Annotated in this window: 22 protein-coding genes and 1 riboswitch; of the genes, 9 read left to right on the top strand and 13 right to left on the bottom strand. The window is 46.8% G+C overall.

The window, feature by feature from the left end; all coding sequences use genetic code 11:
- Window positions 1-34: 34 nt before the first annotated feature.
- The 5 genes from KNQ12_RS12255 to KNQ12_RS12235 form a co-directional block, all read right to left on the bottom strand.
- Complete coding sequence (locus KNQ12_RS12255; protein WP_055969885.1) at window positions 35-1,231, bottom strand: MFS transporter; 1,197 nt, start codon at window positions 1,229-1,231, stop codon at window positions 35-37.
- A gap of 222 nt (window positions 1,232-1,453) precedes the next feature.
- The gene (locus KNQ12_RS12250) at window positions 1,454-2,011 is read right to left on the bottom strand and encodes a nitroreductase family protein (RefSeq protein WP_023466727.1); all 558 of its coding nucleotides are present in this window, start codon (window positions 2,009-2,011) and stop codon (window positions 1,454-1,456) included.
- A 121-nt stretch (window positions 2,012-2,132) separates the two neighbouring features.
- On the bottom strand, window positions 2,133-2,690 hold the full coding sequence (locus KNQ12_RS12245; protein WP_023466728.1) for a hypothetical protein: 558 nt from the start codon (window positions 2,688-2,690) through the stop codon (window positions 2,133-2,135).
- A gap of 130 nt (window positions 2,691-2,820) precedes the next feature.
- Complete coding sequence (locus KNQ12_RS12240) at window positions 2,821-4,512, bottom strand: DHA2 family efflux MFS transporter permease subunit (RefSeq protein ID WP_214748314.1); 1,692 nt, start codon at window positions 4,510-4,512, stop codon at window positions 2,821-2,823.
- A 12-nt stretch (window positions 4,513-4,524) separates the two neighbouring features.
- Window positions 4,525-5,181 carry an HlyD family secretion protein gene (locus tag KNQ12_RS12235; RefSeq protein ID WP_035399222.1) on the bottom strand — a complete coding sequence of 219 codons (657 nt, stop codon included), beginning with the start codon at window positions 5,179-5,181 and terminating at the stop codon, window positions 4,525-4,527.
- 192 nt (window positions 5,182-5,373) lie between these two features.
- On the opposite strand from KNQ12_RS12235, the gene KNQ12_RS12230 reads away from it, so the two are divergent.
- Window positions 5,374-5,979, top strand: a complete 606-nt coding sequence (locus tag KNQ12_RS12230) for a TetR/AcrR family transcriptional regulator (RefSeq protein ID WP_055969891.1) — start codon at window positions 5,374-5,376, stop codon at window positions 5,977-5,979.
- 43 nt (window positions 5,980-6,022) lie between these two features.
- On the opposite strand, the gene KNQ12_RS12225 is transcribed toward KNQ12_RS12230, so the two are convergent.
- Window positions 6,023-7,114: a diguanylate cyclase gene (locus tag KNQ12_RS12225; protein WP_235515959.1), complete on the bottom strand. Its 1,092-nt coding sequence runs from the start codon at window positions 7,112-7,114 to the stop codon at window positions 6,023-6,025.
- 136 nt (window positions 7,115-7,250) lie between these two features.
- Window positions 7,251-7,706: a MarR family winged helix-turn-helix transcriptional regulator gene (locus KNQ12_RS12220; protein WP_050677326.1), complete on the bottom strand. Its 456-nt coding sequence runs from the start codon at window positions 7,704-7,706 to the stop codon at window positions 7,251-7,253.
- A 165-nt stretch (window positions 7,707-7,871) separates the two neighbouring features.
- A riboswitch (Lysine riboswitch) is annotated at window positions 7,872-8,060 on the top strand.
- A 131-nt stretch (window positions 8,061-8,191) separates the two neighbouring features.
- On the opposite strand from KNQ12_RS12220, the gene KNQ12_RS12215 reads away from it, so the two are divergent.
- The 5 genes from KNQ12_RS12215 (at window position 8,192) to bcaP (ending at window position 13,979) form a co-directional block, all read left to right on the top strand.
- Window positions 8,192-9,673, top strand: a complete 1,482-nt coding sequence (locus KNQ12_RS12215) for an amino acid permease (protein WP_055969897.1) — start codon at window positions 8,192-8,194, stop codon at window positions 9,671-9,673.
- Window positions 9,674-9,753: 80 nt separating this feature from the next.
- Window positions 9,754-9,936, top strand: coding sequence for a hypothetical protein (locus KNQ12_RS12210; RefSeq protein ID WP_035399267.1), 183 nt, complete (start codon window positions 9,754-9,756; stop codon window positions 9,934-9,936).
- Window positions 9,937-10,005: 69 nt separating this feature from the next.
- Window positions 10,006-10,953, top strand: coding sequence for a peptide-methionine (S)-S-oxide reductase MsrA (msrA, locus tag KNQ12_RS12205; protein WP_055969900.1), 948 nt, complete (start codon window positions 10,006-10,008; stop codon window positions 10,951-10,953).
- A gap of 68 nt (window positions 10,954-11,021) precedes the next feature.
- On the top strand, window positions 11,022-12,317 hold the full coding sequence (locus KNQ12_RS12200) for a DUF2252 domain-containing protein (protein ID WP_214748316.1): 1,296 nt from the start codon (window positions 11,022-11,024) through the stop codon (window positions 12,315-12,317).
- Window positions 12,318-12,542: 225 nt separating this feature from the next.
- The gene (gene bcaP, locus KNQ12_RS12195; protein ID WP_047391976.1) at window positions 12,543-13,979 is read left to right on the top strand and encodes a branched-chain amino acid transporter BcaP; all 1,437 of its coding nucleotides are present in this window, start codon (window positions 12,543-12,545) and stop codon (window positions 13,977-13,979) included.
- A gap of 46 nt (window positions 13,980-14,025) precedes the next feature.
- Here bcaP and KNQ12_RS12190 read toward each other — a convergent pair whose 3' ends face one another.
- Together KNQ12_RS12190 and KNQ12_RS12185 are read right to left on the bottom strand one after the other, a co-directional pair.
- Window positions 14,026-15,687 carry a glycerol-3-phosphate dehydrogenase/oxidase gene (locus tag KNQ12_RS12190; protein ID WP_058265456.1) on the bottom strand — a complete coding sequence of 554 codons (1,662 nt, stop codon included), beginning with the start codon at window positions 15,685-15,687 and terminating at the stop codon, window positions 14,026-14,028.
- Between the two features lie 32 nt (window positions 15,688-15,719).
- The gene (locus tag KNQ12_RS12185) at window positions 15,720-16,688 is read right to left on the bottom strand and encodes a Gfo/Idh/MocA family oxidoreductase (protein ID WP_214748318.1); all 969 of its coding nucleotides are present in this window, start codon (window positions 16,686-16,688) and stop codon (window positions 15,720-15,722) included.
- A 57-nt stretch (window positions 16,689-16,745) separates the two neighbouring features.
- On the opposite strand from KNQ12_RS12185, the gene KNQ12_RS12180 reads away from it, so the two are divergent.
- The 3 genes from KNQ12_RS12180 to KNQ12_RS12170 all read left to right on the top strand — a co-directional run bounded on the left by KNQ12_RS12180 (window position 16,746) and on the right by KNQ12_RS12170 (window position 18,509).
- The gene (locus KNQ12_RS12180; RefSeq protein WP_214748319.1) at window positions 16,746-17,012 is read left to right on the top strand and encodes a DUF5327 family protein; all 267 of its coding nucleotides are present in this window, start codon (window positions 16,746-16,748) and stop codon (window positions 17,010-17,012) included.
- A gap of 60 nt (window positions 17,013-17,072) precedes the next feature.
- Window positions 17,073-17,723, top strand: a complete 651-nt coding sequence (locus KNQ12_RS12175) for an SDR family NAD(P)-dependent oxidoreductase (RefSeq protein WP_029343173.1) — start codon at window positions 17,073-17,075, stop codon at window positions 17,721-17,723.
- Between the two features lie 90 nt (window positions 17,724-17,813).
- Entirely contained in the window at window positions 17,814-18,509 is a 696-nt protein-coding gene (locus KNQ12_RS12170) for a thermonuclease family protein (RefSeq protein ID WP_251055827.1), read from the top strand.
- A gap of 41 nt (window positions 18,510-18,550) precedes the next feature.
- On the opposite strand, the gene KNQ12_RS12165 is transcribed toward KNQ12_RS12170, so the two are convergent.
- The 4 genes from KNQ12_RS12165 to KNQ12_RS12150 all read right to left on the bottom strand — a co-directional run bounded on the left by KNQ12_RS12165 (window position 18,551) and on the right by KNQ12_RS12150 (window position 22,986).
- Window positions 18,551-19,528: a cation diffusion facilitator family transporter gene (locus KNQ12_RS12165; protein ID WP_214748324.1), complete on the bottom strand. Its 978-nt coding sequence runs from the start codon at window positions 19,526-19,528 to the stop codon at window positions 18,551-18,553.
- Window positions 19,529-19,560: 32 nt separating this feature from the next.
- Window positions 19,561-20,346 carry a glucose 1-dehydrogenase gene (locus KNQ12_RS12160; protein ID WP_023466749.1) on the bottom strand — a complete coding sequence of 262 codons (786 nt, stop codon included), beginning with the start codon at window positions 20,344-20,346 and terminating at the stop codon, window positions 19,561-19,563.
- A gap of 17 nt (window positions 20,347-20,363) precedes the next feature.
- Window positions 20,364-21,215, bottom strand: coding sequence for a GRP family sugar transporter (locus KNQ12_RS12155; protein ID WP_214748423.1), 852 nt, complete (start codon window positions 21,213-21,215; stop codon window positions 20,364-20,366).
- Between the two features lie 142 nt (window positions 21,216-21,357).
- Window positions 21,358-22,986 (bottom strand): ABC1 kinase family protein, encoded by a 1,629-nt coding sequence (locus tag KNQ12_RS12150; RefSeq protein WP_058265463.1) that lies wholly within the window; start codon window positions 22,984-22,986, stop codon window positions 21,358-21,360.
- Window positions 22,987-23,132 lie beyond the last annotated feature (146 nt).

Here is a 23,132-nt window from a genome sequence, read left to right as displayed (position 1 = left end):
AATAAAAAATCGGGAACGCATTGCTTTTTTGACGTTAAGAAGTTTGTTCGACTTTTTTAATTAAACGCGATTGACGTTTCTGCCAGATGAACGATCCGATGAACGTCACGACGAGGAAAATCAGACCGAGTGCAAACGGATAGAGAATATTGACGTCATACAGGACACCTGCAAGCGTCGGTCCGAGTACGTTCCCGATGCTCATGTAGGCGTTGTTCATTCCCATAGCAAAGCCTTGCTCATTACCAGCGAGCTTTGAAATCATCGTATTCAAGACGGGACGTAAAATCGATGTCGCAAGGAAGATGACGAGGGTAATCGCAAAGAATCCACCGTAACTTGATGTCAATAATGACAACAGGAAACCGAGTGCTGCGATGAACAGGAATAGGTTCAAGACCTTTCCTTCTCCGAGACTACTTGACAACTTATCGACGATGAAGATTTGAGCAATGACGCTGATGATACCGGTCGACGTCACCATGATCGCGATGTCTTTCGGTGAAGCACCGAATTGGTCATCGACGAATAGACCAAGTACTGATTCGTATGCCATGAGACCGAAGCTCATGACGAGTGTAATGACGAGCGGTACGAAGTACGGTTTCTTAAACGACGTGCCGAGTTTTCGAAGCATCGACCCTTCGTCTGGTGCCATCGCTGTCGCATCGTGTTTTTCGCTTTCTTGAAGTAACAGGACGCTGAACAAGACGGCTGCCCCTGAGACGATCGCTGAGACGAGTAGTGGCAATTTTAAGTCGTATTCGGCAAGGAATCCACCAATTCCAGGACCGATGACGATTCCGAGTGACATCGCAGCTGAGACGTAACTGTTTCCTTTTGCGCGCTGATCCATCGTCGTGATGTCCGCGACGTAAGCAAAGATCGCTGGAATCAGGAGTGCGGCACCGGCACCACCGATTGCGCGCGAGATATAGAGGACCGTGACGGAATTGGAGAAGTAGAAGACGAACATCGAGAGCGTCAAGCCGATCAATCCATAGATGATCATCTTGCGACGACCGTATTGGTCCGCCCATTTTCCGGCAATCGGTGACATGACGAGTTGTGCTCCGGCAAAGATGGCGATCATTAATCCAGCCGCCGTTCCACCCTGTCCAATCGATGCTAAGTAAGCGGGTAGAATCGGAATGATGATCCCGAAGCTCCCGACCGCAATGAACATGTTGATCATGAGGACCGTTAATTTTTTTCGTTGATCCGCGTGCAAGGGGACCCCTTCTTTCGACCCGCTTTCTGTAAGCGGTTATTTGTTTCACCTTCATAATCTTAGATTCAAGCTAAATCACTTGTCAATCATGAAGGGTTTCTCTAACAGAAAAACGTTCCGATTGCGTCTCCGTTTGGGGAGAGAGACGTCATCGGAACGTTTTTATTTTTGAATTGGGGCTTGATTGGCGCGAGCAGGGGTAGCTCGCAGAATGCGCACCTCTTAAAAGTGCGTCAACTTGTCCTTTGCGGACGTTCTAGGTTTGACAGGTGGAACGATGGCAGGCCAGCCGATTTGAATGACGCCGAGAACGCGTTCGTTTTCAGAAGCGTCAACGAGTGAGGCATACTCTGGTGTGAACCAGTGTTTTCCGCTCTTCCAGCAACACCCAAGACCTCGTTCTGTTGCTACCAACTGCAGATTTTGAATCATCGCAGCCGTTGCGAGAGTATCCTCTAGTTGTTGATCCGGTGTCCCTTGTACCTGACAAAGTACCGTTAAATAAACTGGGACTTCCCGTAATTTTTGTTCAGCCTGTTGACGTTGTTCAGACGTTTTCGTCTCGAATTGACCACGCGCCGTTAGTAACTCCATTAAGGCATCGACATACCGTGTTTGTCCGTCTTCGATTGCGAGAACAAAGCGCCAAGGCTCTCGTAATTTATGATTCGGAGCATAAATCGCTGTATCGAGTAATGCTTCTACCAATTCGACCGGAACCGGTTGTTCCGTATAGGATCGGATCGAGCGGCGTGTTTCAATCACTTGTTGGGCATGCATCCGTTTCATCTCCTCACTGAGTACTTTTTCACTATAAATGATAACGATTATCATTGTCAACGTTATTTATCAGAAAACAAAAAGACGATTCCCAAGAGGAAATCATCTTTCGTTTTCGTATTTAAGAGGCTTTTCGTTCCTCGTCTTGATCTTGAGCAACGGTCGTTAGCTTCTTTTTCATGAGGCGAATCCGATATAGGGCAAATAGATAATGAGCGAAATAAATCGTAAAACCAAGGAAAATCGTTAACGCTACATGAATTTGAACGCCAGGAACAGCATGAAGCTGAATGAAGAGTAAGACAGCCATTGCCATCGTATAAAGTACCATTTCCACCGATTGTGGCATGACGCGTTGACGTTTTAAGAAAAAGGAACGCATGAGTGGCAGGACGACGAGACTGACGAGACGATCAACCAGTCCGATGACGAGCACGCTGATCACCATCGCTAAACCATTTTCAAAAGCGATTAACCGTGGGAAGACAAGATAAGTGACGAGTAATAGTGGTCCAACTAATAAAAAGATTGAAATCGAGGCACGTGCAAATACGAAGAGCCCGTTGACACTTGTTAAAAAGGCACGAACGATCTTTTGTGACCAAGGGGATGGTCGACCAACTTGCCAAGCAAAACAACAAGCAAAGATGAACGCATAAAATTGCAGAAAGGCAACCATAAAGCATCTCCTTTAGATATGAAACTCATTGTCCATAGTGTATCGATTTTAAGGCTGAAGTGCAAAGAAGAACTTTTCGTAAAGTATAAGAAAAGACCAGCTGATAGGACATCAACTGGTCTGTCGTCAATCAATCTAGATTCGGTTCTTTTTTTCCGTGCAAGAAGAAGGACAGAATCAGTGCAAGCGCAGACAAGACGGTCGCAATCCAGAACGCATCGGTGATCCCTTGGATCGTCGCTTGTTTCGTCAGCATCGTAAACCAACTCGTTGAAGCGGCTTGGGAGCTACCCAGCTGTTGACCAAGATCGTTTAAATGTTGCGAAAGCGTCGGGTCGAGCGTCGTGAACTGATTCGCATCGTCTGCCAAGTGAGCCGTCGTTTGACGGGTCATGACGGTGACGAGAATTGCCGTTCCGATGGAGCCGGCGACTTGACGAAGTGTGTTTTGGGTCGCGTTTCCGTGTGGGATCATCTTCATCGGTAAAGCGTTCATACCGGCAGTCATGATCGGCATCATGATGAATGCCATACCGAATGACCGAAGCATGTAGATGCCCATGATGGAATAATACGACGTATCCATGTTTAATTGCGTCAATTCCCATGTCCCGTACGTCATCAACGTCAAACCGAAGATAGCGAGCGGTCGAATACCGAAGCGGTCAAATAAACGACCGGCAATCGGTCCAGTGATTCCCATGATTAGTGATCCGGGCAAAAGGAGAAGACCTGAATCGACCGGTGAAAAACCGCGAATGCTTTGAAGGTAAATCGGTAAAAGCAACATCCCGCCGAACAAGGCCATCGTGACGATGACATTGATGAAGAGGGTGAACGAAAATTCCGGAACCTTTAACACACGAATATTCAACATCGGATCTTCCATCGACAGCTCACGCATTGCAAAAGCAGCAATTCCAATTAAGCCGATGACGATCGTGCTGATGACGATTGGGCTATCCCAGCCGTCATTCCCGGCTTCACTGAATCCGTAAAGGAGACTCCCGAATCCGATCGTACTAAATAAGACGCCCAGTGCGTCGAAAGAAGGTTTCGAGAGTGGCTGCGTCAGGCGGAACCAGGCTGTACCGAGTAACAACGTCACTAATCCAAAGAACGACATCGCATAAAACATGACGTGCCAGTCATAGTTTTGGATGACATATCCCGTGATCGTAGGTCCGACAGCTGGAGCCAGAATCATCGCGATTCCGAGCATTCCCATGGCAGCACCGCGCTTATGCGGTGGGAACAATGTCATGAAGACGTTTGATCCGAGTGGCATCAAGATACCAGCACCCGCAGCCTGAACGACACGACCGATCATCATGACCGGGAAGTTCATTGCCATCGAACAGATGACCGATCCGAAGAAAAACAGTGTCATCGAAGCGAGGAACAATTGACGGAACGTGTAGCTTCGCATCAAAAAGGCACTGATCGGAATCAAAATCCCGTTGACGAGCATGAAGCCCGTCGTCAACCATTGGGCAGTGGATGTCGACACGTTAAAGTCATTGATCAGAACCGGTAACGCGACATTGATCAACGTTTGGTTCAAAATAGCAATGAACATACCGATGAGTAAGACCGTCAGTACTTTCGGAATACTGACGTTTTCAGTCGATACCTGTTTAGAAGGTGCTGCGACTGGTGGTGTCACGGTCATCGTCGGTTCCGCCTCGAGGGATTCCTCAAGAGTCGGTCCGTCAGTCGCCAGTGCCATGTCGGATGGGCGACTTCGACGGGCAATCCAGTTGACGCCGATGATGATCAGAATCGTGAACGCACTGTATCCGAACAAGAAGGTAGTAGACATGAACGTCCCTCCTTAATCCTTATGAATGCGGACGGTCACATTCATACCAGGTCGAATGTCGAGTGATTTTTCTTGCGAGAGTGAGACTTTAACAGGAATGACTTGTGCGACTTTCGTGTAGTTCGCATTTCCGTTTGAAGAAGGCATCATTGAGAACGTGGAAGCCGTCGTCATACCGATTTGCTCGACTTCACCAGAAAGTGTCGTGTCTGGGTAGCTGTCGACGTAAACATCCACTGTTTGTCCGACTTTGATTTCATCGATTTCTGTTTCTTCGATGTTCGCTGTGACCCAAAGGTCGTTTAAGTCAAAACCATAGGCGAGAGGTGTACCTGCTGCGACGAAGCCGTTCTTTGTCGCCATCGACTGAACGATCGTTGCTTTTGAGGGCATTGAAACCGAGAGATCCGTCGGTTTTTGTCCAGCTTGTGCCGTCATGACGTGTCCGACTGTTGCGCCACTGGCAAGTGATTCGCCTGTTTTCGCAGACCAGTCTGTTAATTTACCAGCGCTTGGGCTCGCAACCGTTATCATCTTACCGTCGATTTTCGCGTTGTCTGTTTTGACATAGCTCGTTGCTTGATCGTAATAGTAGTATCCGACAACACCACCACCGATTAAAACGATGAGTGTCACGATATTGATGATCAATAATTTTTTCATACTCATGGGTGTGTTAGCATCCTTTCTTGTGTACAATCGATTCAAAAAAAGTACTCCTCTGGGGGGAGGAGTAATTAATATAGTTAATTATATGGAAAGTTAGCTAACAAACAACCGACAATTTCCGACAAAATGTTGGAAAAATAGATGATAACGGATTCATTAATGAAAAGAGGATGAAAAAGGAGTGAAATATGGATGAATGAGAGCCGTGATCCCCGACCAAAACGGTCACGTGACCGTATTACGATGGAATTATTTCGTTTACTGAAGACGCACAGCTTCTCGAGCATTACTGTCAAAATGTTGACGGATGGAGCAGGTGTGAATCGTTCGACCTTCTACGCACACTATACGGATAAGTATGATTTGCTCGATCAAGTCGTTGAGGAGCAAATGAAAGCACTTGAACAAGCGATTCGGATCACGGGTACAGGAACTGTCTTTCCGACAGTCGAGCAGGTGAGTCGCTATTTTGCTCGTTTGTTCATTCATATCGAAGAAAATGAACTATTCTATCAGACGATGCTCGTTCAAGGACCGATCAAAACGTTCATCTCTCGTTTTCTCGATACATTGAAAGAGAATTATCGAATTGTGTTTCGACCGCAAATCACAGAAGAAGCTACGTTCGTCGATCGAGACTTATTATTGAACTATGTCATTGGTGGACAGTTAGGATTGTTGATTTCTTGGTTACGAAACGGTCGACCGTATTCATCAGAATACATGGCAGAACAATTAAGTCGGATGATCGTCTTTGGAACGGTTGAGAGTATCGGTTTTCCTAAAGAAACGGAATGAAGACGTAAAAAAAGACACTTCCCTGCGGAAGTGTCCAATCAGTTTAAGCTTGTCGGAATGCAAGTTCTTTCGTATAGATCGTACTCCGATTCCGTCCGCTTTCTTTTGAATAATACAACGCTTTATCTGCCTGTTGTAATGCTTCAAGTGACGTATGCGAACCACTGGAATGGGAAATCCCAAGTGAGATCGTAATTTGCAGATCAGGTACATCTGCTGTTGGGAACAGGTTACGTGCGACCGTCAACCGAGCTAGTTCTGCTATTTTTTGCGCTTCTTTCGCCGAAGTACTTGGTAAGATGATTAAAAATTCTTCACCACCGTACCGTCCGACGAGGTCGTCTGGACGGGTCAAGGAAGCGAGAGTCATGCCGAGTTGGCGTAACACATCATCGCCCGCATCATGACCATATGTATCATTGACATGCTTGAAGAAATCGATATCGATGAGTACAAGCGAATAGCCTTGGTCGGTCGAGCCGACAAGCGAAAGCGAGTCATCCAGGCGACGACGATTGGCGAGCCCTGTCAAAGCATCCGTCATGGCGAGTTTCTGCTGATACTGGATGTTTTCGAAGTGACGGCGTAATTCCGTCAGCAATCGAAAAGCGACAAAGCCAGCTAATAAATTAAAGAAGACGTACGCAATCGAGATTTTAAAGAATGTCGACCAGCTGTGCGTCAGGACGTAGATGGCGGGTAACGAATAGAGAATACCGACCAACACCATAAGCTGAAAATGACGCATCGAGACATGGACGAATCGACGAATGATCCCGATCGTCGTGATGAACAAGACGATGATCAACGTCGATAAATAAAATCCTTCCATTTGATCAACTGGTGTTAAAAAGTAACGTGTCCCGATGATCATTGCACCAGCAACGATGGCGCTTGGGAAACCACCGAACAGCATGGCAATCGCGACGGGAACGATACGTAAATCAACACGGGCGACATCGATTTGAATCCCATTGAACATCAATAAGACCGCAATCAAACCAGAGACTGCTCCGAGTATAAGTCGAATGCTCCATTTGGAGTTCAATGAAATACGCGGTTGATTCCGAAACGGTAAGAACAAGAGAGTAATCGTTGTAAACAGTAGACAAAAGTTAATGATGAATTGATTCATGATGGACAACAAATCCTCCCAGCTCCCCAACTAACAGATTTCCATATATATACTTCCAGTATACTCAACTAGATAACGGTTAGACAGGCATAAATGTTTAGATGAAAAATAAAAAACGGTAGAAAATCTACCGTTTTTAAGAAGATGAAGTAAGAGAATCCTCATCCATCGTCAGTAAAATTTTATCAAAGACACGAATCATCGTTTCCAGCTCTTCTTCCGTCAATGTACCGAAGCGATCTTGTAAATAGTTTTTCCGGACGATTTCGAGATCCCGAAATGCACGTTCTCCGTCATCCGTCAAAGCGAGGACGATTGAACGACGATCTTCCGTCGAGCGTGTCCGTGTGACATATCCTTGTTTATACAGCTTATCCGTCAAAGCAGTGACTTGACTCGTCGCGAGCTCAAATTGTTCCGCAAGAAGCGTCGGGCGCTGAGGACCATTTTCTGAAAGGCTTCGTAAGATGAAAAATTCACTCCGGGTCGCCGTTCCTTCAAATAGCCGGTTAAGTTCACGTCGCAGGGTACGAAGAATGACACGCATTTGTTCCTCGAGTCGATAAGTTAGCAAATCACGTTCCTGTGGCATGCAAGCAGCATCCTTTCTCTCAGTGGACTTCTACCATTTAGTGTACTAAACATATCGGATTTTTACCATCGACTACCCCAGATTCGAAAAAGGCAATTGACAATTTCGTGGCGTTTTGTGTAATATGGCGTAGTAATAACTAACTTAATTCAGTTCTCACTCAACCAGTGGGATGGAGGTTGCAGTTCTTAAGAGTACGGTTACGGATGTCGTCAAGCGACAGATGAGGTGACCTGAAAGGAAGAATTGCCGAAATCAATCATCGCTTTGAAGATGATCGATTGGGATTAGATCAAATAGGTCTAATACTGTCACAAGTCGGGTATCACCTACTTGTGGAGAGCTATCTTTCACGACGGTAGAATGAGGCGCATCCATTTTATTATGTTGCGTTCTCATCTTCCATCTGGAAGATGAGGGCGCTTTTTGTTTTTTCATTCAAAAAGTGTCCTCTCAAAAATTTATTAAAGAGAGAAGCGAACGAAATGAACAATCTAGATGTGAAACAAACAACAGATTCGACAGCAGAAGGATTAAAACGTGGATTACAAGCCCGTCATATGTCAATGATCGCCATCGGTGGAGCGATCGGAACAGGACTCTTCATTGCGTCCGGTGCTTCCGTCGCAGCAGCAGGACCAGGTGGTGCGCTCCTATCGTATGCAATCGTTGGTCTGATGGTTTACTTCCTAATGACAAGTCTTGGTGAAATGGCAGCGTACATGCCGGTCGCTGGATCCTTCTCGACATATGGAACAAAATTCGTCGATCCATCATTCGGCTTTGCACTCGGCTGGAACTACTGGTACAACTGGGCAGTCACGATCGCAGTTGAACTCGTCGCAGCACAAATCGTCATGACGTACTGGTTCCCGGATGTTCCTGGATTTTATTTCAGTGCCTTATTCCTCTTACTCATGATCGGCTTGAACTACTTCTCCGTTAAAGGATTCGGGGAAGCGGAGTATTGGTTTGCGATGATTAAAGTCGTTACCGTCATCGTCTTTTTAGTCGTCGGTGTTGCGATGATTTTCGGTGTCTTTACATCGGAGCCACCGGTTGGCTTTAAAAACTTTGCTCTTGGCGATGCACCGTTCGTCGGTGGGATTCCTGCCGTCATCGGAATCATTCTTGTTGCTGGATTCAGTTTCCAAGGAACGGAGCTCGTCGGGATTGCCGCGGGTGAGTCAGAAGACCCGAAAAAGAACGTTCCTAAAGCAGTCAAACAAGTTTTCTGGCGTATCTTACTTTTCTACGTCTTCGCGATTTTCGTCATCGGAATGCTCATTCCGTATACGAGTCCGAACTTGGTTTCGAATGACATTACGGACGTAGCGGTTAGTCCGTTTACGCTCGTCTTTGAAAAAGCAGGTCTTGCGTTCTCAGCAGCACTCATGAACGCCGTCATCTTGACGTCTGTTCTATCTGCCGGAAACTCAGGTATGTATGCTTCGACTCGGATGCTTTATACGCTTGCTCGCCAAGGAGATGCACCGAAGTTGTTTGCGAAAGTATCGAAAAACGGTGTACCGCGTAACGCTTTGCTCGCAACAGGAGCAATCGGTGCACTCTGTTTCTTGACGTCAATGTTTGGTGGACAAGTCTACTTGTGGTTACTCAATGCTTCCGGTATGACAGGATTCATCGCATGGCTCGGGATTGCAATCAGTCACTATCGTTTCCGTAAAGGATTCCTTGCACAAGGTCACTCGTTGAAAGACTTACCATATGTGGCACCAGCGTTCCCATTCGGTCCGCTGTTCGCATTCGGTCTTTGTTTCCTCGTCATCGTCGGTCAAAACTATGCCGCATTCCTCGCGGATCAAATTGATTGGGTCGGAATTGCCGCAACGTATGTTGGTATTCCATTATTCCTCGCCTTCTGGTTGGGACATAAATTCAAAAACCGGACGTCAATCGTTCGTTATGACGAGATGGACTTCCCAGAACATCCACGTCAATCGTAATCAACTAGCCACCTTCAAATGAAGGTGGCTTTTTAGATGTCGCTTCAAGTAAGATGAAAGAAAAACAGGGGGCGATCTTTATGAATTACTGGTACCACTTTAAGCGTGCCTTCTTACCGATCGCATTATTGCTTGTGACGCTTGCCTTATACCAAATGATCTATCGTTTGAATAACATCTGGTATTCGCTTGGAGGACTTCTTCTTGTCTTTGCGGCGATCTACTTCGTCATGCGTCGTCTAAAAGCGAACCCGGAGGATTGAATGAGCAGGAAAGTCGAGTCCATTCTCTGAACGAGGTAAAATAGTCATATACAGAGGAGGGGAAGATAGATGGCAAAAGCAATATTTGCAGGTGGTTGTTTCTGGTGCATGGTCAAGCCATTCCATAAATATGATGGGGTAGAGCAGGTCATTTCAGGATATACCGGTGGTCATACAGAGAACCCGACTTATAAAGAGGTCTGTTCGGAAACGACAGGTCACTTGGAGGCGGTTGAAGTCACGTACGATCCGTCCGTCATTACGTACGAAGAATTACTCGAGATTTTCTGGCGTCAAATCGATCCGACAGACGGTGGTGGTCAGTTCAACGACCGTGGTGAATCGTATCAGCCGGCTATCTTTTATGTCGATGAAGCACAGCGTGAAACGGCGGAACGTTCGAAAGCAGCGCTTGACGCATCAGGACGTTTCTCGCGTCCGGTCGCGGTAGAGATTCGTCCAGAAAAGCCGTTTTGGCCAGCAGAAGAATATCACCAAGATTATTATAAAAAGAATCCGTTCCGTTATCAGATGTATAGTGTCGGCTCAGGTCGCGCGAAATTCATCAAAGAAGCGTGGAAGGACCACGGTAAGGAAAAAGAACTGAAAGAGCGTCTGACACCAATTCAGTATAAAGTCACACAAGAGAACGGGACAGAACCCGCTTTCCGTAACGAATACTGGGATGAAGAACGTCCAGGACTGTACGTCGATATCGTTGACGGCACACCACTCTTCACATCGAAAGATAAGTTCCAGTCAAACTGTGGTTGGCCAAGCTTCGCTAAACCCATCTCAGAAGACAAGATGGAAGTCGAACTCGATACGAGTCACGGGATGACGCGGACGGAAGTGCGTTCTGCGAATGCGGATAGTCACCTCGGTCATATCTTCGATGATGGTCCGACAGAACTTGGTGGTCTTCGCTATTGTATCAACTCAGCAGCATTACGATTTATTCCGCTTGAAGAGCTTGATTCGGCAGGATATGGGGAATATAAAAAACATTTCGAGTAACACGTAAGGAGCAGTCAAACGATTTCGTTTTGACTGCTCTTTTTTTCAAATGGAAGGGAGAGAATCGAATGTTTCGACCCGTATATGAAGAGATTCGACAAATGACGATTGCGAAAGTGCTTGATTTCTACGATCACGAAATCCGTCAGCTCGATGAGCAAGCACGTCAGGAAAAGTACGACAAGATGAGCTTGAGTCCGTTTCGCTTTTTCCGTGGGAGTTCGCATCTGTTTTATTATGACGTGACGCGAATTCCCCTTGGTTTTGATACGCCTCGTGATAAACCGACGTGGATTCAGGGAGATCTTCATTTTGAGAATTTCGGTGTCCATGGCAATGCGAAGGGAGAGATCATCTACGACGTCAATGACTTTGATGAAGGATACTTAGGATCTTATCTATACGATTTGATTCGCATGGCGGTCTCCGTCCGGTTGTTCGCTGAAGAGGCAGGATACGATCCGACTCCTGCGATTCGAAATTATGTCCTGGAATACTTACACGATTTAAAAAAGTACGCTCTCGGAAAAGATCCGAGTGATGTCTGTTTTACGCGGGATAATACGAAAGGACCAATCAAGAAGTTGATCAAAAAAGCAGAAAAGAAACGTGAGGAATTAATGGGAGAGCGTACGGAACTAGTGGATGGCGTGAGACGTTTTTGTACATTACCGGATATGCAAGCGATAGATGATACGACGCGAATAGCGATTGAGTCTGCCTGGTCCTCCTATATCGAGACGATTGACGCAGAGGATCGTCGTGACGAAGCGTTCTATACAATCAAGGATATCGTGCGGAAACTAGACAGTGGAACGGCATCGATTGGTCTTGAACGCTATTACATCTTGATTGAGGGGGAGGGAGGGGAAGAAGATTTGATTCTAGAGATGAAACAAGCTCAGACTTCTGTCCCTTCGTTGTTCCTTCCCGTCTATCGTCCAGAAGCAGAAACAGTTCATCAAGGACGCCAGATCATCACGTCCCAAAAAGCGATGCAGGCACATGAGGATCCATATCTTGGCTACCTGACGATTGGGAAAAAGGAATATTATGTACGTGAGCGCTCGCCATATAAGAAAAAACTAAAAGCAAAGCATATCAAAAGTCAGGAAGACCTTGAGAACGTGTTGTGTATTCAAGGTCAAATTACCGCGAAAATCCATGCGCGGGCAGATCAGGACGCCGGGATTAAAGAAAAAATTTTGACACATCATGCGGATGTTGAAATCATCCAAGCCATTGGTGTTTCGGACACTGCTTTTTTAGAGCAAATCGAGCGTTGGTCAGAAGCCTACGTGACACGAACAAAGCTGGATTACCAAGTGTTTTTAGAGTGGATGAAGACCCGAAAAACAATTTAAAAACCTAATAAACTGAGGCTTGTTAAATGGGTGTGTAACATGTGTTACATATCCATCTTTTTTTTACAGATTTTTTTGTTTAACGAATGAAAGCGTTCAACAAAATAGAAATAGGTATAATGACCTATATCAATTTATCAGAAAACTTCGTAAATTTTTGATTAAGTTCTTACGGACGACTCGCTCCGTAGGACAAATCAAAAGAGACATAGGGGGAAGTACATCATGAGCTTGACGCGGAAAAAAGATGTTTCCGCTATGATTGCTGCAAGTAAACGAAACAGTGGACTTGCTCGAAATCTTGGCGCGATGGATTTAACGTTTTTAGGAATTGGCGCCATCATCGGAACCGGAATCTTCGTTTTGACAGGAACAGGAGCATTGACTGCAGGACCAGGACTTATCGTATCATTCATTCTATCTGCCATCGCCTGTGGTCTAGCTGCTCTTGCTTACGCTGAATTCGCATCAACGATTCCGGTCAGTGGATCCGTCTATACGTACACGTATGCGACGATGGGTGAGATCTTCGCTTGGATCATCGGTTGGAACTTGATCCTCGAATATGGACTCGCCTCGAGTGCCGTTGCAGCCGGATGGTCTGGATACTTCCAGTCCTTACTTGCAGGATTCAACATCCATGTGCCAACAGCCTTATCAGCAGCTCCTGGAGCAGTCGAAGGAGCCAAGACATACTTCAACCTTCCAGCATTCTTAATCCTCTTTGCCATTACGGCATTGTTGTCGATGGGAATCAAGGAAACGAAACGTGTCAACAACATCATGGTCGTCATCAAGGTCGCAGTCGTCATTCTCTTCATCGTTGTTGGTGTTGGCTACGTTGAGCCATCGAACTGGACACCGTTCACACCATTTGGTTGGGGAGGCGTCTTCTCGGGTGCCGCAATCGTCTTCTTCGCGTACATCGGCTTTGATGCCGTCACATCAGCAGCTGAAGAAGTCCGCGATCCGCAAAAAAACTTGCCACGCGGGATCATCGGTTCACTCGCTGTTTGTACAGTCCTTTACGTCATCGTCGCAGCCATCATGACGGGTATCGTACCGTACCAACAATTTGCCGGTGTCGATCATCCAGTCTCACTTGCAATTCAAATGGCCGGTCAAAGCTGGGTAGCTGGATTCATCGATCTCGGTGCGATCCTCGGGATCACAACAGTCATTCTCGTCATGACTTACGGAATGGTGCGTCTTGCATTCGCCATCTCGCGTGACGGAATGTTCCCGAAAGTGTTCTCTGAAGTGCATCCGAAGTACCAAACACCATTCAAGGCGACTTGGATGATCGGACTGGGTAGCTCACTCGTTGCTGGATTCGTTCCACTCGATGTCATCGCAAACCTCGTCAACATGGGTACACTCGCAGCATTCGTCTTGATCTCTGTCGCTGTCTTGATTCTTCGTAAGACACAGCCCGATCTCCCACGTGCGTTCAAATGTCCAGGTATGCCATATGTGCCAATCGCAGCAATCGCTGCATGTCTTTTCTTGATGTTCAACTTGAAACTCGAGACATGGATTGCTTTTGGAATCTGGCTTGCTATCGGTTTAGTTCTTTACTTCACATTTGCACGTAAGAGTTCAAATTTACACCCAGGCAACATGCCGGCAGCGGAACTCGCTGCTTCAAAAGAAGAACAGTAATACACAAGAAGACCCGGTCGCCTGAAGGCGGTCGGGTCTTCTGATGTTAGGAAAGCGGAACGGGTCCTTTGACACGGACCGCATCAAATTCGCGACGAATGCTTTCATTGGCTCTCGCTTCATCTTCTGCCGACCAGCCGAGTTCGCTACGCATCAAGGCGAGAACACCATCTGCGTACTGTTCAGCGTGAGGGAAATCAAAGAAGACGGCCGAGGCACGACGGTTCAAGAAGTCGCCGGGTTGCATGACGAGCTCAGCTTCTAATCCATATAGAAGAGCACCGAACCAGTGTAACGGTAATTGATAACGAGCTGCCTCGTCACCACGTGTCCGAATCAACTCGTAGACACGTTCGACGTTCGTACCGTAACGTTGGATGAGCCATGTCGCCTCATTCGGTGATAATCCAAGGGCTTCTCCTTTTGGTTGTTGCTCCTTCAAGTAGCGGGCAAATCCTTTACTTCCTTGTGGATGACCACCACCAAGCAAGATATCGTGCGTACGGGAAGCGAGGTAAATTCGATTTTCTTCTGTCTTGAATTGGTCTGCGACCATATCAATGATTCGTTCTGCCATCTTCCGGTACCCGGTCAACTTCCCACCAGCGATTGACATCAGCCCGGATTTCGAGACGAAGATCTCATCTTTTCGGGACAGTTCACTTGGGTCCTTTCCATCTTCATGAATGAGTGGACGTAGCCCGGACCATGTCGATTCGACGTGTTCAGGTCGTAACTCGACGTTGAACATTTGATTTGTTGCCTCTAGAATATAGTCCTGATCCTCGACGGTGACACCCGGCTCAAGAATATCTCCTTTATAGTTCGTGTCAGTCGTTCCGACATAGGTTTTCCCTTCGCGTGGAATCGCAAAGATCATCCGACCATCTGGAACGTCGAAATAAACAGCCTGTTGGAGTGGGAAATGCGCTTGATCGATGACGAGATGAATCCCTTTCGTCAGGTGGAGCGATTTCCCAGCTTTCGAACCATCTTTTTCACGTAGTTCGTCGACCCACGGACCGGTTGCATTGATGATTTTCTTCGCCCGAATCGTATACGTTTTGTCACTTAAGACGTCACGGACTTCGACACCGACAACTTTTCCATTGTGGTAGACAAGCGATTCAGCCTTCGTATAGTTGACGGCACGTCCACCGTAACCAACGGCTGCCTTTAAGACTTCGACTGTCAATCGGGCATCATCCGTTTTATATTCGACATAACGACCACCACCGACTAAGTGTTCCGAACGTAATAGTGGCTCGTAACGTAATGTTTCTTCTTTACTGAGCATCGTCCGGCGTTCATTGCGTTTGACGCCTGCGAGCTGGTCATAGACGCGTAAGCCGATCGATGTCGAGAAGCTGCCGAACGTTCCGCCTTCGACGAGTGGAAGCATCATCCACTCCGGCGTCGTCACGTGTGGAGCGTTCTCATACACGATGGCACGTTCTTTTCCGACTTCGGCAACAAGTTTGATTTCGAACTGCTTCAGATAACGCAATCCACCATGGACGAGTTTCGTCGATCGGCTCGATGTCCCTTCGGCGAAGTCCTGCATCTCAATCAATCCTGTCCGCATGCCTCGACTTTGTGCGTCAAGCAAAATACCGGCTCCCGTGATACCGCCCCCGATGACGAGCACGTCTAAAAGTTCTTGTCCCATCTCTTCTAACCAAGCTGTCCGTTCCGTACTTGAAAACATCTTGTCTTCCCCCTGTTCGTCTGAATGGATAGTTAGTCTACTTCTATCCATGTACCCGATTTTGCACTCTTTTGAGCACGATCAATGATTTTCATGACGAGTTCAGCCTGTTTCGGAGAGACAGGTGGATTTGTTCGCTGTCGAATGGCTGGCGCAAGGTCTGTATAATAATCCCCAAATTGCCCGGAGACAAAAGGAAAGTCTTCAAGGGGACCGTTTGCTTCAGCCAATTGATACGTCGCGCGTTTCGTATCGACTTTATCGACGAAATAGCTAGCCTTTGTCCCATGTACCATAAGCGAAGGACCGACAGCCGGAACGATGGAGCCGATGTGCAAAATAGCGCGTCGTGTACCGAATGCTAAAATCAGATGTGTGTAGTCATCGACAATCCCACCTTGCCGTTGAATCGTTTGATCACAAAAGACGCGATCTGGTACTGCATTGAAGGCGACGAGTGCTTGATCAATCAAATGTGATCCAAGATCGTACAAGAGACCAGCACCGGGTACGTCCTGTTCGCGCCAACGATCCTCAACGTCTGGGTGATAGCGATCATAATGCGCTTCGAACGTTTGGAGCGTACCGAGACGTCCTGATTCGAGTAAGGTCATCAGCGTTCGAAAGTCCTTCGTATACCGACGATTATGATAAACTGTCAGTAACCGATCGTGTACACGTGCTAGTTCTGTCAACGTTTCGGCTTCTTCGAGCGTGACAGTGAACGGTTTCTCGACGAGTACATCACAGCCCGATAGCAAAGCGAGGCGCGCAAGTGGATAATGTAGCTCATTTGCTGTCGCGATGATGACTAAATCGATCTGTTCTTTAGCGAGCAGGGCTTCAAGTGTCGAATAAACAGGTAGCGTCGCGTCATAAGCAGCGACTGCTTCCGGACGACTCGACTGAACAGCGACTAACTGATAATCAGGTGCGTGTAAATAAGGAGCATGTAAATGTTCACCGGCAATACCAAAACCAACTAAAGCGGTACGAATCATGGAAAACACATCCTTTTCAAGTTCATACCCTCAATCTACCATAAGGAGGAATACAAGATGATTACTGAACAACACATCATCGAAAAGATGCGTCAAGCGATGCAACGCATTGAGCAAACGACAGGAGCCGCGCAGAAAGAGCAGATTGCAGCAATGAAGGCGTACTGTGAACTATTACTTGAATCTGAGACGACATCAAGTTCAACGATATCGCTACCTACGTCAACACCTCAGGCAACACCAACAGTCGATCCGATGTTAGCGCGTTTCATGGGTGTTTCGCAGGAGAAAGAAGAAAAAGGCACTTCATTGCTCGATTTTTGAATGAAATGACGCGATTCAGGGAATAACCATCACAGTTGAAACGAGAAGGGGAGATACGTCATGAAAACAGTAATCGTCATCGGAGCAGGACCAGGAAACGGATATGAAATCAGTAAACGATTCGGACAAGAAGGCTTTCAAGTCGTTTGTGCGGCGCGGACGCAAGAAACACTCGCAGCCGTCATCACGGAACTAAAAGAAGCGGGCGTGGAAGCGGTCGGAGTGGAATGTGATGCTTCACGAAAAGCTGATATCGCATCCCTCATCGAATGGACAGAGGAGCAATACGGACAAGTTGATGTCTTAGTCTACAATGCTTCGATTTTACATCAAGCGTCTGTCCTTGAAGTCTCGGCAGAACAGATTACGAAAGAGTTCGAAATCGATGTTCTCGGTGCACTGCATGCCGCACAACTCGTTGCTCCGTCGATGCAAGAACGGAAAGACGGCGCTATCCTGATTACTGGAGGCGGCGCTGCGATGCAAGCAATCAAATCGTTACCAGGACTTTCAATCGGGAAGGCAGGCGTTCGCCAAGTGACGCATATGTTACACGATACGTTAAAGGAAGACGGTGTCTACGTCGGAACCGTCACGATTGCCGGGGAAGTGAAGCGTGGAACGGCACTTGATCCGAAAAATGTAGCGGAAGCGTTCTATCAACTTTATACGAACCGAAATGAAGTCGAAACGGTTCTTTCAGCAGACTAACGAATAAACAAGATAGCGTATGCGGGTTCGGGCTTTGACCGAATCCGTATTTTCATGGAAAGGAGCGAAACAGAAGTGAGACGATACGCCATGATAAGTCTACTTTTTCTATTCGTTCTCATCGGTTGTGCACCAGAGGAGACAGACTTATTGGGAATCAAGCAACCAGATGACGAAAAAATCACGAAGGCGACGGTCGAACGCGTCATCGATGGGGATACATTAAAAGTAAAGTTGGCGGATGGGAAAATGGAGGACGTTCGTCTACTCCTTGTCGATACACCAGAAACCGTCAAACCAGATACACCGGTTCAACCATATGGAATGGAAGCTTCAGCATTTACGAAAGAGACCTTACCGAGCGGGACGGCTATTCGGTTGGAGCGTGATCATTCCCGGACTGATCGATATGGAAGATTACTCGCATACGTCTGGTACGGCGATAAGATGTTGAATCAGGAGTTACTTCGAAAAGGACTCGCACGTGTAGCGTTCGTCTATGAGCCGGACACACGTTATGTCGATATGTTCGAACAGATTGAACAGGAAGCCAAGCAGGCGAAGAAAAAGATTTGGGAGCACGATGGCTACGTTACGAATCGTGGCTTCGACGCTCAAGCGATTACAGAAACGAAATCCTGCGACATCAAAGGCAACGTCAATCGGTCGGGTAAAAAAATCTACCATGTACCGGGAGGTCAGTCCTACGATGAAGTGAAGCCAGAGCAACGGTTCTGTACGGAAAAAGAAGCAGAAGAAGCCGGATTCGTCCGCGCTGCACGCTAATGAATGCACACAAAAAGCCATCGGAATCGATGGCTTTTTGTTTACTCTACAGGTGGTGAGGGGGATTGATACTGCTGTACTTTATCATCTTCATCAAAGGAAATCGTGACATCGGTGATCCCTTTAAGAATTCGGATTTGAAGTTCAAGCCGGTCCTTGATGTCGTCCGCTTGGGCAATCGTTAAGTTAGGATCCACTTCAATCTCTGTCTCGACATGGAAGTGATCCCCTTCCTTGATGACTTCAAGCTTTTCAATATCACGAACCGCTTCATCACGTAATAGGATTTCACCAATTTTAGCAGTCAGTACTTCATCAATCTCACCGAGCGCACCGGCAGCATTTTGAATAAAGACATTATAGACGACGTAGAACATCATCAGACCAATCAAAATCGATGCAATGCCCTCTGCTTGATAAAACGATGTGTAATGCGAAATCAGGACGGCGATGATCGCGATGATACCACCGAGAGTCGCAACAAGATCTTCCATGAAGACAAGGCGTGTCGCTGGTTTTGCCTGCCCAAGATGGGTGAAGCTTTGACCAACTAGTGTCAGCCCTCTAGACTTAAGCCCGGTTTCATGAGCAATCTCGATCATCGCTTTATAAAAGACGCCGACTTCGAGGACGACACCAATTCCAAGTGCCGTCAAAATGATCCAAAGCCCAGTCGTCTCTTCGCTAGGACCGTGTGTGATATGCAAGATTCCTTCACGAATCGTCTCATACGCAAGCAACGCAACGACGATGATTGCAGCAAGTAAGACGAGGTTAACAAGGCGACCGAATCCGTTCGGGAATCGTTTCGTTGGTGCTTTTTTACTTAGAGCAGAACCAATATAGACGAAAAACTGATTCGCCGCGTCACCAATCGTATGCATCATTTCAGCAAACATTGCAACGTTCCCAGTCAAGATATAAGCGACGAACTTGATGATAGCAATGATCGTGTTGACGATTGCAGCAGCAAGTGCTGACTTATTGCCGCGACGGATCAATGAGAAAAAAGTGGCCATGAGCGGTTCTCTCCTTGTCTATTCAAAATAGGTTAACCGCGTCCTGCCTGGAAAGACGGGTAAAGTGTCATCCCGCCGTCCGCAAAGAGTGTGATACCAGTGACATAACTTGCTTCGTCCGACGCAAGCCATGCGGCAACGGCTGAAATTTCCTCAGGTTTTCCGATATTGCCCATTGGAATCATACTCTCGACTTCTTTTCGTTGTTCCGGATCTTCGAATTTTTCAGCGTTGATCGGTGTATTAATCGCACCAGGTCCAATCGCATTGACCCGAATGCCTTTTGGTGCATATTCCATCGCAAGGGTTTGTGTCATCAATTTGACGCCACCTTTACTTGCAGCGTAGTGGACGAACGTTGGCCATGGAATGATTTCATGAACACTCGACATGTTGATGATGCTACCTTTAACATCGTGTTCGACAAAGTACTTCAGAGCTTCACGCGCACCGAGGAATGCACCTGTTAAGTTGACGTCGATGACTTTTTGCCAGTCTTCGAGTGACATCTCATGGGAGGCTGAAGGCATTTCAATCCCTGCGTTGTTGACGAAAACATCCAACTGACCAAAGTGAGCGACAGTCTCTTTGACAAGGTTGATCATATCGTCTTCTTTCGAGACATCTCCTTGAATTGTAATAGCTTCGCCGCCTTTATCTTGAATCGATTCAGCGATTTTCTTCGCTTCTTCCGGATGACTGCGATAGTTGATGACGACACGCATACCTTCCTCTGCATAACGGCGAACGATAGCTTCACCGATTCCCATTGATCCACCTGTTACGATGGCTACTTTTCCCTTTAAACTTTCATACATGATGCTTCACTCCTTCATTATTGTTTCGTAAATCCAATCATGATCCCGCCAGCAACGACTAAAATACAACCGATGATGACGAAGGTCATCTCTTTCTTCGTCTTCGTTTCTTTTAGTAAGAGTACACCGCCAATCGTTGAGATGACGACCCCTGTTTGAGATAAGGAGAAGCTCGTTGCGACTCCGACTTTTGCTGTGGCAAACAGTAAAGCGACGTTCCCGACAGCCCACATGAGTCCACCGACTGTATTGCCGGCTGTTTTCTTCGTGAAGAGATCTCCTTCTCGTAAAGAAAGGAGAATCGCACTCACGACCATCCCGACAGCTTGTGGTAAGACTGCTTCCCATCCATTGATATCGAACCAACGGGCAATGACGACGTAGCCAACATATCCGACAGTCGAGATGAGGAGGAGCGTCAGTCCTTTTCCGATATTCTCATCTTCTTTACTCTTATCTTCCTTGTAAGACGTGAAAGCGGCTCCGGCAATGATCAATACAAGGGCACTGATTCCGAGAATCAACGCAGTTGTCGTTGACCACTCTCCAAAAGCGAGAACACCAAACAACGATGTTCCGACGAGTTGCATCCCTGTTGAGATGGGCATCGTCTTTGAGACACCCATTTGACGGAATGCGGCAAACTGATTTTTTTGACCGAGCGCCCAGAAGGCACCAGAAAAGAATCCAGCGACCCAAGCAGTCGTCGACAGCTCTGGGCTGACAAAAAAGAAGGTGACGATCGCGAAAAGCAACGCACCCAGAGTCGTACCGATAATTTGTTGCGCCGTTGAACCTCCGATTTTTGAGACGACGAGCGGCAACGATCCCCACATTAATGCAGGAACGATGGCAATAAAAATATCAATCAAGTGTTTCACCTCTCCTTACTGTTATCTCTCTACTTGAAGCTGTACCCCGCGAGACGCGAGGAAAAACCTCGAAGCGTGAAGAAGAATTATTCTGAAATAAAAAAACGCCCATCGAAATGGACGTTTATTGATATTTCGTTTATCGGAACGGTTCGTCAGCAATCCGGACGATTTGTCGTCCGATCCGTCGACCATTCCATAATGCGATGACGGCGATCGTCAAGGAAATGCCCATGACGTCGTACTGCGTAAAATAATAGCCGAGATAACTAAAGGGAAGACTGATGATCCCGACGAGTGAACTCGTCCACTGCCGGATTTTGAGTGATTCGATGTTCGCGACACGAGAGAACTTTTGTTGCTCCATGATCCGCCAACGTGTCGGTTCGCTTAAGGCATCGTTGACAAGACGCGGGAAGGCGAGCAATCGCGCACCGTACGATCCAGCGATTTGCAGATAACGATTTTGGTTTTTTCCTTCATCATCGAGCCAACGCCGAACCATTGGTTTGGCTAACTCGAGTAGGTTGATTTGCGGTGAAAGAATCTGAAGAATCCCAAGAATCGTCGAGGCAGCACGACCAAAGAACGCAAACTCGGCAGGGAGCTGGATCGGTTCGTTTCGGACGAGCAATTCGATATCGGATAAGACCTTCTCAATCAGTTTCGTATCGACGTTTTCCATATCACTCTCGAGATAGAACGTGACCGCTTTTTCAATTGCTTGTCGGATATTTTGCTTATTCGCATTCGGCAACAGGAATCGTAAATCTTCGAGACCATCGACGATCGCATCATAATCTAATGTGACGAAGGATTGGAGGATTCGTTGAATCGCTCGCATGTCATCAGGCGTCGTCGCTCCAATCATCCCAAAATCAAGCAAGACGATTTTGCCGTCGGACTGGACGAGGACGTTGCCCGGGTGTGGGTCGGCGTGAAATTTCCCGCCGAACAGTAATTGCTCACCAGCGTTCAAGAAGAGATTACGCGCTAGTTCGTCACGATCAATCTGATGTTCCGCTAAATAATCGAGATCGGTGATACGTGTCCCGTCAATCCATTCCATGACGAGCACACGATTCGTACAATGTTCTTCATAATAACTCGGAATATAGATGACAGGATTCGTCTCATACATTTTTTTAAAGTAGAGACCGTTTTTTAATTCAGTTCGGTAATTCAATTCATCACCGATGACGAAGACCATTTGGCGATACAGACTTTGTAAATCAGTCGATTTGTTTAATGAAGTCCGGCGTAACATGGCAATGACGATGCGCATGGCACGGAAATCGGTTTTGATGATTTGTTCGATGTTCGGTCGCTGAACTTTGATCGCAACTTTTTTACCATTTGATTTTAAGGTTCCGCTGTACACCTCACCAATCGAGGCAGAAGCGACAGGACGGGAACTGATATCCGAGATGATCTCTTCGATCGGCATACCCCAATCCTCTTCGATGATCTTACGTGACTCTCCAAGTTTACTTGAAGGAACTTTATCGACGAGTTCGGTCAGTTCCATCAAGACGGACGGAGGAAATAGATCGGCTCGAATCGACAAGAACTGACCGAGCTTGATCAGTAACCCTTCTAACCGTAATGCTTTTTTCTTATAGTCACGCGCAATCCGGATCATGATGCGCTCAAACTCTTCGTTGTTCGTACCTGGCCGGTTTTTCCGGGTGAATCGATAGATCGTAAAAATGTAACGTGCGAACATCGTCACGATGACGACGATGCGATAAAGCGCCCAACGTTTCATACGGTCACCTAGCTTCCTGTACAGTTTGTTTCAGTATAGGTTACTTTACCTAAAAACGTCACTCGCAAACGGTCGAAACGGTGACAGAAAATTAATGCTTTACGGAAACTAAAAAGAGAGTATAGTAAGTATTGGAATTTCTTTGT

Origin of the sequence: Exiguobacterium sp. s11 (assembly GCF_018619015.1) — a bacterium.
In the GTDB taxonomy this organism is placed as follows: domain Bacteria; phylum Bacillota; class Bacilli; order Exiguobacteriales; family Exiguobacteriaceae; genus Exiguobacterium_A; species Exiguobacterium_A indicum.
The sequence above is the reverse complement of the archived record's forward strand: the minus strand, read 5'-3'. Positions and strand labels throughout refer to the sequence as shown.

What these genes read in the sequence shown, in the direction of transcription:
- KNQ12_RS12250 (WP_023466727.1), bottom strand. Translation starts at nt 2,011, where the DNA reads ATGCATGCCCAACAAGTGATTGAAACACGCCGCTCGATCCGATCCTAT.
- KNQ12_RS12245 (WP_023466728.1), bottom strand. Translation starts at nt 2,690, where the DNA reads ATGGTTGCCTTTCTGCAATTTTATGCGTTCATCTTTGCTTGTTGTTTT.
- KNQ12_RS12240 (WP_214748314.1), bottom strand. Translation starts at nt 4,512, where the DNA reads ATGTCTACTACCTTCTTGTTCGGATACAGTGCGTTCACGATTCTGATC.
- KNQ12_RS12235 (WP_035399222.1), bottom strand. Translation starts at nt 5,181, where the DNA reads ATGAGTATGAAAAAATTATTGATCATCAATATCGTGACACTCATCGTT.
- KNQ12_RS12230 (WP_055969891.1), top strand. Translation starts at nt 5,374, where the DNA reads ATGAATGAGAGCCGTGATCCCCGACCAAAACGGTCACGTGACCGTATT.
- KNQ12_RS12225 (WP_235515959.1), bottom strand. Translation starts at nt 7,114, where the DNA reads ATGAATCAATTCATCATTAACTTTTGTCTACTGTTTACAACGATTACT.
- KNQ12_RS12220 (WP_050677326.1), bottom strand. Translation starts at nt 7,706, where the DNA reads ATGCCACAGGAACGTGATTTGCTAACTTATCGACTCGAGGAACAAATG.
- KNQ12_RS12215 (WP_055969897.1), top strand. Translation starts at nt 8,192, where the DNA reads ATGAACAATCTAGATGTGAAACAAACAACAGATTCGACAGCAGAAGGA.
- KNQ12_RS12210 (WP_035399267.1), top strand. Translation starts at nt 9,754, where the DNA reads ATGAATTACTGGTACCACTTTAAGCGTGCCTTCTTACCGATCGCATTA.
- msrA (WP_055969900.1), top strand. Translation starts at nt 10,006, where the DNA reads ATGGCAAAAGCAATATTTGCAGGTGGTTGTTTCTGGTGCATGGTCAAG.
- KNQ12_RS12200 (WP_214748316.1), top strand. Translation starts at nt 11,022, where the DNA reads ATGTTTCGACCCGTATATGAAGAGATTCGACAAATGACGATTGCGAAA.
- bcaP (WP_047391976.1), top strand. Translation starts at nt 12,543, where the DNA reads ATGAGCTTGACGCGGAAAAAAGATGTTTCCGCTATGATTGCTGCAAGT.
- KNQ12_RS12190 (WP_058265456.1), bottom strand. Translation starts at nt 15,687, where the DNA reads ATGTTTTCAAGTACGGAACGGACAGCTTGGTTAGAAGAGATGGGACAA.
- KNQ12_RS12185 (WP_214748318.1), bottom strand. Translation starts at nt 16,688, where the DNA reads ATGATTCGTACCGCTTTAGTTGGTTTTGGTATTGCCGGTGAACATTTA.
- KNQ12_RS12180 (WP_214748319.1), top strand. Translation starts at nt 16,746, where the DNA reads ATGATTACTGAACAACACATCATCGAAAAGATGCGTCAAGCGATGCAA.
- KNQ12_RS12175 (WP_029343173.1), top strand. Translation starts at nt 17,073, where the DNA reads ATGAAAACAGTAATCGTCATCGGAGCAGGACCAGGAAACGGATATGAA.
- KNQ12_RS12170 (WP_251055827.1), top strand. Translation starts at nt 17,814, where the DNA reads ATGATAAGTCTACTTTTTCTATTCGTTCTCATCGGTTGTGCACCAGAG.
- KNQ12_RS12165 (WP_214748324.1), bottom strand. Translation starts at nt 19,528, where the DNA reads ATGGCCACTTTTTTCTCATTGATCCGTCGCGGCAATAAGTCAGCACTT.
- KNQ12_RS12160 (WP_023466749.1), bottom strand. Translation starts at nt 20,346, where the DNA reads ATGTATGAAAGTTTAAAGGGAAAAGTAGCCATCGTAACAGGTGGATCA.
- KNQ12_RS12150 (WP_058265463.1), bottom strand. Translation starts at nt 22,986, where the DNA reads ATGAAACGTTGGGCGCTTTATCGCATCGTCGTCATCGTGACGATGTTC.